We start from the raw sequence: 12,678 nt of genomic DNA, 5'->3' as shown, positions 1-12,678 counted from the left end.
AATCAATCCAGCTGCCGTCCAGATGACCCTGATTACTTCATAAAGCCCTTGCCATGAAATCTCATGAACCCCTTCTTTTTCAACCCATCCGGCTACGCGAACTGGAGTTGAAGAATCGTGTCGTCATCTCCCCCATGTGCCAGCACGCGGCCGAGGCGGGACACGCAACGCCGTGGCACATGGTGCATCTCGGAAAGTTCGCCCTGGGAGGCGCTGGTTTGATCCTCACGGAGAGCACGGCCGTCGATCCCCGTGGACGGATCGGTACGGCCGATCTGGGTCTGTGGAAAGACAGCCAGATCCAGCCCTTGAAGGAAGTTGTGGACTTCGTTCACGCCAACGGAAGCGCCATCGGGGTGCAACTGGCTCACGCGGGGCGCAAGTCGGGCAGCCAGCCTTTATGGGAAGGCGGGGCGGCGCTTTCGGAATCGCGCCTCGCAGCAGATGCAGAACCTTGGGAGCGGCTTGGCCCGAGCGCGGTGGCGGCGGGGCCGGGTTGGTCCGCTCCCCATGCGCTTGACAACGACGGCATCGCCAATGTCGTGCAGAGCTTTGTCGATGCCGCCGTTCGTGCCGACAAGGCCGGATTCGACGTCGTGGAACTTCACTTCGGGCACGGCTACCTGATCGCCAGCTTTCTGTCGCCCAACTCAAATCATCGAGAAGACGAATGGGGCGGCGACCTTGCAGGCCGCATGCGACTGGCGCTCGAAATTGCGCGCAGGGTCCGTGCGGCGTGGCCGGCGGACAAGCCGCTCTTCTGCCGGCTGTCGGCAGTTGATGGCAGCGTGGACGGGTGGAGCCTCGAGGACTCGATCGTGCTCTCTCGCGAACTTGCCGGTTGCGGTGTCGACGTGATCGACTGCTCGTCCGGTGGATTGACGGAAGAGACCCGCGCGCTGCCGGTGCCGCGTGGTCTGGGGTTCCAGGTGCCGTTCTCGGAGCGAATTCGCAACGAGGCAAACATCAAAACCCAGGCGGTCGGAATGATCGTCGACGCGAGCCAGGCAGAGGCAGTACTCGCAGAAGGCAAGGCCGACCTGATCGCTCTCGGCCGCGAGGCCTTGTTTGATCCCTATTGGACGCATCACGCCGCACTGACGTTGGGCGTGGATCCCGGCTATGAGCGCTGGCCGCTCAGGCATGGCGTTTGGCTCGCCAAGCGGGCACCGGGTCTTGCACGTGCCCGCGCACAGGCAGCGGACGCTCTCGTCTCACCACTCAAATAGTCCACGGAGGCACATCATGAATGTACGCATGGGATTGATCCGCAAGAAGGCGGACTGGACGTTCGACCAGTTCAACGCCTACTGGAAGGGCAAGCACGGCGAACTGGCCAGGCGGGCGCCCAACTTGCGCGAGTACTGGCAGAACCCCGTCATCGATCGTGTCCAACGAGGCATCGACTTTGCTCGCGGCGTGTGGGACTTCGACGGGTTCTCGCAACTCTGGTTCGACGACATGCAAAGGGCGAACCACGCGTTCAACGACAGCGACATGGCTGCTGAACTCATCAAGGACGAGAACCACTTCCTGGGGGCACTGCACATCGTCACAGCGGAGCAATCGGTCGTGATTCCGCTGCCGGACGAGGAGGAGCGGGCCAGGCTGCTGAAGCGCATCTCCGTCATCAAGCGGCTACCGTCATTGAGCGAAGACGACTTCCGGCGCGAATGGCGAATCCATGGGGACTTGGTGCGCAAGATGCCCGGAGTGAGCGGCTATCGGCAGAACGTCGTGGTCGCCCGGGAGCGCGAAAAGGGCAAGCCTTGCGACTATGACGCCCTGCCCATCGACGGCATTGTGGAGTTGTGGTTCAAGGACGAGCAGACGCTGCAGGACGCTTTCGCGTCGCCCCCCGGCCAATCCGCCATGGCGCATGCGAAGACCTTCCTGGGAGACATCACCGCTTTCCTGGTCGCGGAACGCCGGATCGTCTGATGTACAGGGAGACAAACGCAATGAAGCGCATGACCTTGCTGGCGAAGAAGGAAGGCCTGTCGACCTCCGACTTCAGGGCCTACTGGGCTGGCCCGCATGCCGCCCTGGCGCTCGGAATGGACGGGATCGCGAAATACACGCACAACCGCGTGGACAAGGTACTTTGGGCCAGTGGTGACAGGCCGGCCTTCGACGTGGATGGCATCGTTGAGCTGTACTTCGAAGGTGCCGAAGCCATGCGGCTGGCGCAGGCTTCCCCGGTCGGCCAGAAGTTCATCCCCGCCGATGAACCGATCTTCCTGAAAGGCTGGACTTTGTGCGTGGTGGAAACGGACGGCGTGGAGCCCGCCGAACGGGCGGTGAAGGTCATCGTTCCCTTTCATGCCTCCTCGCAATCGCGTGAATCGCTTTGGCGTGAACTGCTTCGGATCGGCGACGAAACCAACACCAGGGTGGCACTGAACTGGACGGCTTCAACGGCCAGGCGCGAGCGCTTGTGGGCAGAGCCGAACCCACCGACCGGCTTCATCTGCGTCTGGCTCGAGAGCGTAGCGAAGGCTCACGAGGCATTCGAACCTTCATCCGGATTGCGGCGCTTCATTGAGGGCCACGTGAGCGACGCGGTCGCCTACCTCATCAACGAGCTTTCCATCCGTTAGCGCGCTACCAATCAGCTTTGTTGCGCGTCGCGGTACGTTTCGTTCAATCACATCAGGAGCATGACATGTTGAAAGGCAAATCGGCACTCATCACCGGCTCGACCAGCGGCATCGGCGCGGGCGTTGCCACGGCGCTGGCGGAAGCAGGCGTCAACGTCATGCTCAATGGATTTGGCGATCCGGAGCAGATCGAAAAGATGCGCGCGGGCTTGGTCGAGCGCACCGGCGTCAAGGTGCTGTACTCCGGCGCCGACATGTCCAGGCCGGACGAGATCGAGGCCATGGTGCGCGATGCTGAGCGCGACTTCGGCCAGCTCGACATCCTGGTCAACAACGCGGGCATCCAGTTCGTTTCGCCGGTGCAGGATTTTCCGGGCGCCAAGTGGGAGCAGATCCTGGCGATCAACCTGTCCTCCAACTTCTACACGATCAAGTCGGCGCTCCCGGGCATGCAGACGCGAAACTTTGGCCGCATCATCAACATTGCGTCGGCCCACGGGCTGGTGGCATCACCGTTCAAATCCGCCTATGTGGCCGCCAAGCACGGCGTGGTGGGTCTGACAAAGACCGTTGCACTTGAAGTCGCCGAAACCGCGATCACCTGCAACGCGATCTGCCCGGGCTATGTGAAGGCACCCCTTGTCGAGGGGCAGATCAAGGACCAGGCGCAGGTCCACAACATGAGCGAAGCGCAGGTCGTTCGCGAAGTCATCCTGGCATCGCAGCCCAATCGTCGCTTTGTGGAGGTCGACGAGATCGGCAAGCTCGTGCTCTTCCTGTGCTCTGCGGGCGCGTCTTCGATCACCGGCATTTCGCTGCCTATCGAAGGCGGCTGGACCGCGCGCTGACTGGAAAGCCATCGCCATGGATGCCAACCTTGAAATACCGGGCCGCTTCGCCGGCCCCTTGCGATCGGCCGGCCGGGGAAAGATCGTCAGCGCCGCGCAAGCCGTGCGCCTGATTCGACCCGGCAACACGGTCGCGACTGGCGGCTTCGTCGGAATCGGCTTTGCCGAGGAAGTGGCATGCGCTCTGGAGGCGCGTTACCTGGAGGAGTCGAGCGAGGATGGCACGCAGGAGAAGGTGCGCGACCTCACCCTGCTGTATGCCGCAGGGCAAGGCGATGGCAAGGAGCGTGGCCTCAACCACCTCGCGCATGCGGGATTGGTGAGGCGCGCGATCGGCGGGCATTGGGGGCTCGTCCCAAAGCTGCAACGGCTCGCCGTCAACAACGACATCGAGGCCTACAACCTGCCGCAAGGCGTGATCACGCACCTGTTTCGCGATACCGCAGCGAACAAGCCCGGGCACCTGAGCCGCATCGGCATCGGCACCTTCGTCGACCCGCGCCATGGCGGTGGCAAGCTCAATGAGCGCACAAAGGATGACCTGGTCACGCTGATGAACATCGGCGGCGAAGAGTTTCTCTTCTACAAGGCGATTCCCGTGGATGTCGCGATCGTGCGCGGCACGACAGCCGATGCCGACGGCAACATCACGATGGAGCGCGAGGCCCTGACGCTGGAGATGCTGTCCATCGCCATGGCCGCCCACAACAGCGGTGGCCTGGTGATCGTGCAGGTCGAGCGCATTGCGGAACGCGGATCGCTCAACCCACGCCAGGTGAAGATCCCCGGCATCCTCGTCGACTGCGTGGTCGTCGCCTCGCCGGAGAACCATCACCAGACTTTCGGCACTGCCTACAGCGCGGCCTTTGCCGGCGAGATGCGCGTGCCGTCAACCGATGCGGAAACCCTTGATCTGGGTGTGCGCAAGGTGATTGCGCGGCGAGCAGCCATGGAATTGCGCTCCAACAGCGTCGTGAACCTCGGCATCGGCATGCCAGAAGGCATTGCGTGCGTCGCGGCGGAAGAGAAGATCGCCGATCTCTTCACCCTGACGGCCGAGCCGGGTGTCATCGGCGGCATTCCTGCCGGTGGCCTGAACTTCGGCGCTGCCATCAATGCGCAGGCCATCATCGACCAGCCCTACCAGTTCGACTTCTATGACGGCGGTGGCTTGGATGTAGCGGTCCTGGGCCTGGCGCAGGCCGACGTCGAAGGCAACGTCAACGTGTCGAAGTTCGGGCCGCGGTTGGCCGGCGCAGGGGGCTTCATCAACATCAGCCAGTGCGCGAAGAAGGTTGTGTTTGCCGGAACCTTTACCTCCGGCGCATCGGACATCGCGGTGCGCGATGGTCGATTGGTGATCGAGCGTGATGGCAACACGCGCAAGTTCGTGCCGATGGTCGAGCACCGCACCTTCTCGGGCAGCCATTCCGCAGCGCGCGGCCAGGAGGTGATCTATGTGACGGAGCGCTGCGTGTTCCGGCTGACCCCTGAAGGACTGGAACTGGTGGAGATCGCGCCGGGCGTCGACCTGCAACGCGACATCCTGGACCGCATGGACTTCAAGCCGGTCATGGGCCGGTCCGTGACGATGGACGCGCGCATCTTCCATCCAGAGCCGATGGGTTTGCGCAAGCACCTTGTGCACTTGCCCTTCGAATCCCGCTTTGTCTACGACGCAGCGAAAAACGTGCTCTTCATCAATCTGGAGCGCTTTGAGGTGAAGTCCCTGGAGACGGTCGAAGCGATGGCTCAACAGATCGAAGCGATCTGCGAACCCCTGGGCCGGCGCGTGCACGCCATCGTCAACTACGAAGGCTTCGTGCTGGACCGCGAGATCGAGGATGCCTGGGTTCAGAGCGTCAGCGAGATCGTCCAGCGCTGGTATGTCGATGTGACGCGCTACACCACCAGTGCGTTCCTGCGCGCCAAGCTTGGGGAGGCGCTGTCGAAGCGAAAGTTGGCACCGCATGTGTTCGAGACCGAAGAAGAGGCGCGCGCAGCGTTGCCCCTGGTCGAGAGCCCGTCACCCGATCGCGCCAGCGGCCGCGCCCGCCATCGCAAGCTGCGGTCTCACGGCGAGAACTCGTAGGTCAGCGCCGTGATGGCGCCCAGGAAGTACGGCTTCCGTCCTTCCGGGCGCAGCCATGCCGCCTCGCCCGTGATGGGCACCCTCATCCCGTCGCGCACCTGGTAGTTCGACCAGCGGCCTTCCCAAGGGATCATGATCATTTTCTTCCCAACCATGGCGCCCCTCGCTTCGGCGCGCACGGAGTCGATCAGGCTGTCGTCGTCAAAGCGAAAACGCAGGGTCAGCGTGAGCGGCCCGTCCGCGATGGTGGCATAGGCTGAGCGGTCATCGAGCGCATCCCATCGCACGCCTTGGCTGGGCAGCAGCGCGGTCGGATACCACGCCATTTCGGCAAGGAAGCGCATCAGCTCGCCGCGGGCAATCTCGCCTCCACCATGGAGGTCGGCGACGGTGAACAAGCCCAGAACCGCTGCGCGCAGCTGGCCCTCGCCGCCGAGGTAGCCGTCGTACACGCGCACTGTCAAACCCGGAAGCACTGAGACGCGGGCGTCCCACAGGAAGCCGGGACGATGGGTGACGACTCTTTGCCGCGATGTGAACGGCCTCCACTGCTCCCGCGTGGCGGACAGGTTGAAGGTGCCGGCAACCTCGACGGTGACGGCGGAGATGATCGGCTGGCCGTCCTTCAGCACTGCCCGGAAGTAGCGTTGCACGGGCGCAGGCAGGCCTTCGAGTTCACGCGCGTGGTATCGCGCCGCAGACAGCGGCTGCATTCTCTCGTCGATTCGGGCCGCCTCGAGCCGGCTGGTCAGATTCCGTGTGGTGGCGGCCCACCGTCGCGACCCATACGCGGAAAGGCCGACTGCAGCACCCGCGAGCAAGCAAGGAACCAAGCCGAGCCACAGGAGCCACGTCATTCGGGTTGCGTCAGTTCACGAAGGAATCTCACCGCCAGGCCGGGTGCTCCTGGTGGGCCGACACGAGTTCAGATCGCCGCCCCCGCTGGATCGACTTTATCTGGCTCGCAAGTGCTTGACTGTGTCCGACGTCCGCTCCATCGCGGTCGCCGTCGCCTTGCCCGACTCCGCAAGGAGATCCGACGCTGCCTGAGCCTGTTGCGCCATCAGGCTCTGCCCCTGCGTGGACCAGCCCATAAGGCTTGCCGTGTACTCGCGCGCAAACGTCGAGTAGTTCTCTGTGAGCTTGCGGATCAGGTCCGTGTAGACGTCGGAGACGCCGACGCGCCCGAAGGATTGCTGTGCCAGCTCGAAGTACTTCCGGACTGTGGCGTTTGTCATTTCGAACATTGCCGGCGACTGCGCAAAGTTCGTCAAGAGCGCCGCATTGGCCGAGGCCAGCTTGGTGAAGGGTTGGGTCATGTCGTTCATGGGTGCCTTTTGCCGGCTGCCGCCGGCCATCGAAGCTGCTGGGGAAAAGGTGCCCCACCAACAGCTTCGGTAGCGGCGCACCGGACCGGAAGACAAGGCCTGTTGCTCTTGCATCCCGATTCGCTCGCAGAGGCCGCCAGCTGTCGCGCCCAACCTCTGCCGCGTTTATACGGGTCGGCTTGTCCCGCGTCGGTGCGGTGGAGCACGTAGTGGTCCAAGTCTTACTCGCGCGCCTTGAAGTATCAGGTCGCGTGACACGCGCTGATGACTACGGATGCCACGTCGACCGCGCCATCGTCACCCGCTGGACAGCAGAATCGTCGTCATAGCTGAGCGAGGCTGACAACGACTCCGCCGCGCGCTTCAATCGTGGGGCGAGTTTTGCCAGCCTGTCTGCGACATTGCCTTCGGCGGGCGCGCCAATGCACAGCGCGCCCACGACGCGCCAGCGGCTGCCGAACACGGGCACCGCAATGCTCGCCGATGCCTTCTTGGCCTCGCCAACGGTCACGTGAAACCCGCGCGCCCTGATCTGATCGTAGATTTCGCCGCGCTGTCCCATCGCGGCCAGCATCACCTTGCCGGCCGCGCCCTGGTCGAGTGGCATGGACTCGCCGACGCGTGCGTTGCTGTGCCGCGCATCGGGGAACATGACCTTGACCAGTCGCACGCGCCTGTCTCCCTCCTGCACGAAGAACGATGCGTCGTGCCCCGTGGCATCGGAAAGCTTGCGCAGGGCGGGCTCGATGTTGGCCCGGATGTCGAAGGACACCTGGTAGCGCGCGCCAAGCGAAGCCGTCGCCGGGCCGAGCCGCCATTCGGCACGCTCGTTCTGCGCCACATAGCCGCTCGACGCCAGGGTCTTCAGCAACCGGAGCGCCGTGGCCTTCGGAAGCTTCACACGCCGGCCGATTTCGCTTAAACCCAGGTGCGGCTCTTCGACGGTGAAGACATCGAGGATGGCGAGCGCGCGCGACGCTGAAAGCACGGTCGAGTCAGGGTTAACGCTCATACTTCGACCTCCATCGGTCCACCTGGTGAACCGAAATTGTAGTGATGGCCGGGTATCCCTAACCTTCGTTCCACAGCAACCGGACGTCAAGGAGACACACCATGAATCGGCGCTTCGCCATCCTCGCAAGCCTCGGGATTTCCGCCTCGGGCCTCTTCGCTCCATTTCCATCGGCCGCCGCCGACTACCCCGACAAGCCCATCCGCATGATCGTTCCGTACGCTGCTGGTGGCGGGGTCGACAACATTGCACGCGTCGTTGCGACGCACCTGGGCGCGCGGCTCAAGCAGCCGGTCATCATCGACAACCGACCCGGCGCCAACGCCAACATCGGCGCGGACGCGGTCGCCAAGGCGGCGCCCGACGGCTACACAGTGCTGATGGGCGCGACCTTCCTCGCCTTCAACCGGGCGACGATGAAGGTCATCCCGTACGACGCGTCGAAGGACTTCGTTCCCGTGGCCCGCACAGGCAAGGCGCCGTTTGTACTCGTGGTTCCGGCATCGTCGCCGTTCAAGACGGTGGCGGAACTGGTCGACTACATGAAGGCCAACCCGGACAAAGCCTCCTACGGCGCAGTGGGCGCGGGCTCGCCCACCAACCTGATCTTCCCGAAGAACACCGGCACCAACCCGGTCCAGGTTCTCTACAAGGGCGGCGCGGCAGCGATGCCCGACCTGATCGCCGGGCGACTGACCTACATGATCCAGACGACCAGCGAAGTCCTGCCGAGCATCGCGAGCGGCAAGCTGCGCGCGCTGGCGGTGTCGGGCAGCACCCGCTTCGGGCATCTGCCGTCGGTGCCGACGATGCAGGAGGCCGGCGTGAAGGATCTCGAAGGCACCGGATGGTGGGGCGTCTTCGCGCCGGCCAGGACGCCCGCCGCGGTGGTCCAGCGCCTCTCGGACGAGATCCAGGTGGTCATGAAGCAGCCCGACGTGGCCGCTTCTCTCGACAAGCTCGGCATCGAACCCGCACCCATGCCCGCCGCCACCTTTGCCCCGTTCTTCCAGACCGAACTGAAGAGCTACGTCGACGTCGCGCGCCAGTTCAATCTGACGGCCGAGTAACGCGCCACCGAATCGAGGAACAGCCATGCAACCAGGTTTTCAGGTTCTCAAGCGCCGCCACGCCGTTGACAAGGAATGGGTCGACAAATTCAGGTCCATCCCGGTGGCGAACATCAGCGATTCCATGTCGCGCCTCAACTCGGGCAGCGCCAGGCTGCGGCCGATGCACGCGGGCGGCGTCCTGTGCGGGCCTGCGGTGACGGTCAAGAGCGCACCAGGCGACAACCTCATGACGCACATGGCGCTGAACATGGCGGTCGAAGGCGACGTGATCGTGGTCGATGCAGGGGGCGACCTCACCAACGCCATCATCGGCGAGCGCATGCTGGCGTACTGCATTGCCAAGAAGTTCGCGGGCATCGTCATCCACGGTGCGGTGCGCGATTCGGGCTGGATCCGGCAGCAACACTTTCCGGTGTATGCCTGCGGTGTGACGCATCAAGGGCCGTACAAGAACGGTCCGGGCGAGGTCAACACGCCCATCTCTGTCGGCGGCATGGTGATCTGCCCGGGCGACTTGATGGTGGGGGACGAAGACGGCCTCGTCTGCGTCTCACGCGCTTCGGTCGAGGCCTTGCATGCCAAGGCGGCCGCCAAGTTCAAGCACGAGAGCGAGACCTTCGCGGCCATCGGCCAGGGCGACAACAACGCCGCCGGCTATCGCGCGCAGCTCACGAAGCTCGGCTGCTACTTCGAGGCCTGAACCCGGCCGCTTCATCTTTCATTCCATCAGAGACGCACACCATGATCATCGATTGCCACGGTCACTACACCACAGCGCCAGCCGCGCTGAAAGACTACCGCGAGCGGCAGACGGCCGCGTTCGCATCCGGCCACGCGCTGGCGCCGGACTTCCTCATCAGCGACGACGAGATCCGCGAGTCGCTCGAGCAGAACCAGTTGCGCATCCAGCGCGAGCGCGGCGTGGACGTCACGTTGTTCTCGCCCATCGCGGGCGCCATGGCGCACCACGTCGGCGACGCCACGACCAGCCAGCACTGGACCCGGGCCTGCAACGACCTGATCCACCGCGCGGTGGAGATGTTTCCCGACGAACTGGTCGGCGTTTGCCAACTGCCCCAGTCGCCCGGCGTGAGCCCGGCCAACTGCATCGACGAACTGACGCGCTGCGTGGAGGAACTCGGCTTTGTCGGCTGCAACGTCAACCCCGACCCGACCGACGGCTTCTGGACCGACCCGCCGATGACGCAGCGCCACTGGTATCCGCTGTTCGAGAAGATGGTGGAGCTCGACGTGCCGGCGATGGTGCATGTGAGCTGTTCCTGCAACCCCAACTTCCACCACACGGGCGCGCACTACCTGAACGGCGACACGACGGCCTTCATGCAGTTCCTTCTGTCGGACATCTTCAAGGACTTCCCGACCTTGCGCTTCGTGATCCCGCACGGCGGTGGCGCGGTGCCGTATCACTGGGGGCGCTATCGCGGGCTGGCGGACCAACTCAAGAGGCCGCCGCTCGAGGAGATGATGCGCAATGTGTTCTTCGACACCTGCGTGTACCACCGGCCGGGCGTGGAACTGCTGCTGGAGGTGGTGCCGCCCGACAACGTTCTGTTCGCGTCCGAGATCGTGGGCGCGGTGAAGGGCATCGATCCGCGCACGGGCTACCACTACGACGACACCAAGCGCTACATCGACGCGGTCGATTGGCTCACCCCTGAGCATCGGGCCAAGGTGCTGGGCGGCAATGCGTTGCGCGTCTATCCTCGATTGGCCGAGCGCCTGAAGGCACGGCAGGGCCTGGCAACGGCGTAGCGCGTTGAACAGAAACCACCCCAGGAGACAAAGAAGATGAACTTCAAAAGCCCGAGCCTCGCGACGCGGCGCTTCGCAACATACAGCCTGGCCTCGCTGCTCGCACTGGGCGGCTGCGCGACATCGAAGAGTTCGCCGACGGCGCGCGTCAATCCGACCGACCCGCAGCCGACCTGCGCCATGTGCCCGGGCACCTACATCCCGGCGTCGGAGATGAATGCGTACGCGCAGAAGGCCCTGAAGGAGAAGCTTGTCGATCAGCAGGTGCGGGCGGTCGACATCGGCAAGTCCAACGTCGGCATCGGCCGCGTGCATCGTGGCAAGCTGGACAAGCCGTCACCCAATTCGGTCGCGGAGCACGACCACGTGAGCGAGGTCTATCACGTGATCTCGGGCTCCGCGACGCTGGTGCTGGGTCCGGACATCCTGAACAGGGAACGGCGCCCCGCCACGATGCCAACCGTCGTGTTGCAGAACGGCCCCGGCAACAACGGCTCCGAGGTTCGCAATGGCGTCGCGTACGACATCAAGGCTGGCGACGTCGTCGTGATACCGGCAGGCACCGGCCACTGGTTCACGAAGATCGACGACCACATCGACTACCTCATGGTGCGGATCGACCCCGACAAGGTGACGCCGACCAAGAGCGAGGCGCAGTCCAGGGAGTACTTGTCCAAACCCGCGCGACGTGGAGAATAGGTATCGCCGCAGAGTGCATTCCCTAACGCAGGATCACTGACATGGTGCTCATGAAAAGATTTCAAATAGCGAGTGTTCACCAACGGATGAACTCGATGCTGGCGAGCCTTCCCGTGGCCCTGATGGTGGGCTTCACGTCGCTGTTGTTGTCCGCTTGCGCATCGACGGGCATCGGCAGCACGCCGCCTGCCACGCGCTACGCCGTCGACCCCTACTGGCCCAAGCCGCTACCTGACAAGTGGCTGTTCGGCGCTGTGGCAGGTGTGGCAGTCGACAAGCACGACCACATCTGGATCATCCACCGGCCGGGCAGCTTCACGGATGACGAAAAGGCTGCTTCGTTCAATCCGCCCCGTGCGGCATGCTGCGTGCCGGCGCCGTCCGTCGTCGAGTTCGACGCTGATGGCAGGGTCCTTCGGTCCTGGGGAATGGCGGGCACCGGCTTCGATTTCCCCAAGCGCGAGCACGGCATCTACGTCGACCAACAAGACAACGTCTGGATCGCCGGCAATGCCGACCAGGACCATCAGGTCCTGAAGTTCACGGCCGATGGAAAGTTCCTGCTGCAGATCGGCAAGGCCGGCCAGACCGGTGGCAGCAATGACACCCGACTGCTTGGCAAGCCCGCGCACATGGAAGTCGATGCGGCGGCCAATGAGCTGTACGTAGCCGACGGCTACGGCAACCGGCGCGTCATCGTGTTCGATGCGACCACGGGTGCCTACAAGCGCCATTGGGGCGCCTACGGAAACAAGCCGGACGACACCAAAACGACCTACGACCCGGCTGCGCCGCCGTCGAAGCAGTTCGGCAGTCCGGTGCATTGCGTGCGCTTGGCAAACGATGGCCTGGTGTATGTCTGCGACCGCGAGAACAACCGCATCCAGGTGTTTCGCAAGTCCGGCGAGTTCGTGCGCGAGTTCTTCCTGGCAAAAGACACCCGGTTGATCGGATCGGTCTGGGATATGGTGCTGTCGCCGGACCCGAAGCAGAGCTACATGTATGTAGCGGACGGCGCAAACAACCAGGTGCATGTCCTGTCGCGCGAGACGGGCGCCGAGGTATCCGCATTCGGACGCAATGGCCGGATGGCCGGGCAGTTCCACTGGGTGCACAACATTGCGATCGACTCGAAGGGCAACCTGTACACCGCCGAAGTGGATACGGGCAAGCGGTTGCAACGCTTTGTGCCCGCCCCATGAGACGGGCCGTACGATGAAGGTGGTCGAACCGGGATCATCACGCAATGGTTG

At 63.9% G+C, this 12,678-nt stretch carries 13 protein-coding genes; 10 read left to right on the top strand and 3 right to left on the bottom strand.

Annotation, left to right across the window (positions count from 1 at the left end; all coding sequences use genetic code 11):
• Positions 1 to 53: 53 nt before the first annotated feature.
• The 5 genes from QTI66_RS16280 to QTI66_RS16260 all read left to right on the top strand — a co-directional run bounded on the left by QTI66_RS16280 (position 54) and on the right by QTI66_RS16260 (position 5,540).
• Positions 54 to 1,229 carry an NADH:flavin oxidoreductase/NADH oxidase gene (locus QTI66_RS16280; RefSeq protein WP_286560836.1) on the top strand — a complete coding sequence of 392 codons (1,176 nt, stop codon included), beginning with the start codon at positions 54 to 56 and terminating at the stop codon, positions 1,227 to 1,229.
• Positions 1,230 to 1,245: 16 nt separating this feature from the next.
• On the top strand, positions 1,246 to 1,941 hold the full coding sequence (locus tag QTI66_RS16275) for an EthD domain-containing protein (RefSeq protein ID WP_286560835.1): 696 nt from the start codon (positions 1,246 to 1,248) through the stop codon (positions 1,939 to 1,941).
• Between the two features lie 20 nt (positions 1,942 to 1,961).
• Entirely contained in the window at positions 1,962 to 2,600 is a 639-nt protein-coding gene (locus QTI66_RS16270) for an EthD domain-containing protein (protein ID WP_286560834.1), read from the top strand.
• 65 nt (positions 2,601 to 2,665) lie between these two features.
• The gene (locus tag QTI66_RS16265) at positions 2,666 to 3,448 is read left to right on the top strand and encodes a 3-hydroxybutyrate dehydrogenase (protein ID WP_286560833.1); all 783 of its coding nucleotides are present in this window, start codon (positions 2,666 to 2,668) and stop codon (positions 3,446 to 3,448) included.
• Positions 3,449 to 3,464: 16 nt separating this feature from the next.
• The gene (locus tag QTI66_RS16260; RefSeq protein ID WP_286560832.1) at positions 3,465 to 5,540 is read left to right on the top strand and encodes an acyl CoA:acetate/3-ketoacid CoA transferase; all 2,076 of its coding nucleotides are present in this window, start codon (positions 3,465 to 3,467) and stop codon (positions 5,538 to 5,540) included.
• Here QTI66_RS16260 and QTI66_RS16255 read toward each other — a convergent pair.
• From QTI66_RS16255 to QTI66_RS16245, 3 genes are all read right to left on the bottom strand, one after another.
• On the bottom strand, positions 5,522 to 6,253 hold the full coding sequence (locus QTI66_RS16255; RefSeq protein ID WP_286560831.1) for a DUF6920 family protein: 732 nt from the start codon (positions 6,251 to 6,253) through the stop codon (positions 5,522 to 5,524). The genes QTI66_RS16260 and QTI66_RS16255 overlap by 19 nt on opposite strands.
• A 240-nt stretch (positions 6,254 to 6,493) precedes the next feature.
• The gene (locus QTI66_RS16250) at positions 6,494 to 6,868 is read right to left on the bottom strand and encodes a hypothetical protein (protein WP_286560830.1); all 375 of its coding nucleotides are present in this window, start codon (positions 6,866 to 6,868) and stop codon (positions 6,494 to 6,496) included.
• A gap of 268 nt (positions 6,869 to 7,136) precedes the next feature.
• Positions 7,137 to 7,880: an IclR family transcriptional regulator gene (locus tag QTI66_RS16245; RefSeq protein ID WP_286560829.1), complete on the bottom strand. Its 744-nt coding sequence runs from the start codon at positions 7,878 to 7,880 to the stop codon at positions 7,137 to 7,139.
• Between the two features lie 101 nt (positions 7,881 to 7,981).
• Here QTI66_RS16245 and QTI66_RS16240 point away from each other — a divergent pair, with 101 nt between their 5' ends.
• The 5 genes from QTI66_RS16240 (at position 7,982) to QTI66_RS16220 (ending at position 12,627) form a co-directional block, all read left to right on the top strand.
• Complete coding sequence (locus tag QTI66_RS16240) at positions 7,982 to 8,950, top strand: Bug family tripartite tricarboxylate transporter substrate binding protein (RefSeq protein ID WP_286560828.1); 969 nt, start codon at positions 7,982 to 7,984, stop codon at positions 8,948 to 8,950.
• Between the two features lie 25 nt (positions 8,951 to 8,975).
• Complete coding sequence (locus QTI66_RS16235) at positions 8,976 to 9,653, top strand: RraA family protein (protein WP_286560827.1); 678 nt, start codon at positions 8,976 to 8,978, stop codon at positions 9,651 to 9,653.
• A gap of 41 nt (positions 9,654 to 9,694) precedes the next feature.
• Positions 9,695 to 10,726, top strand: coding sequence for an amidohydrolase family protein (locus QTI66_RS16230; protein WP_286560826.1), 1,032 nt, complete (start codon positions 9,695 to 9,697; stop codon positions 10,724 to 10,726).
• A gap of 36 nt (positions 10,727 to 10,762) precedes the next feature.
• Positions 10,763 to 11,425: a cupin domain-containing protein gene (locus tag QTI66_RS16225; protein ID WP_286560825.1), complete on the top strand. Its 663-nt coding sequence runs from the start codon at positions 10,763 to 10,765 to the stop codon at positions 11,423 to 11,425.
• 95 nt (positions 11,426 to 11,520) lie between these two features.
• Positions 11,521 to 12,627, top strand: a complete 1,107-nt coding sequence (locus QTI66_RS16220; protein ID WP_286560824.1) for an NHL repeat-containing protein — start codon at positions 11,521 to 11,523, stop codon at positions 12,625 to 12,627.
• Positions 12,628 to 12,678 lie beyond the last annotated feature (51 nt).

Origin of the sequence: Variovorax brevis (assembly GCF_030317105.1) — a bacterium.
Classification (GTDB): Bacteria; Pseudomonadota; Gammaproteobacteria; order Burkholderiales; family Burkholderiaceae_C; genus Variovorax; species Variovorax brevis.
This window is presented reverse-complemented; position numbering and strand designations above follow the sequence as displayed.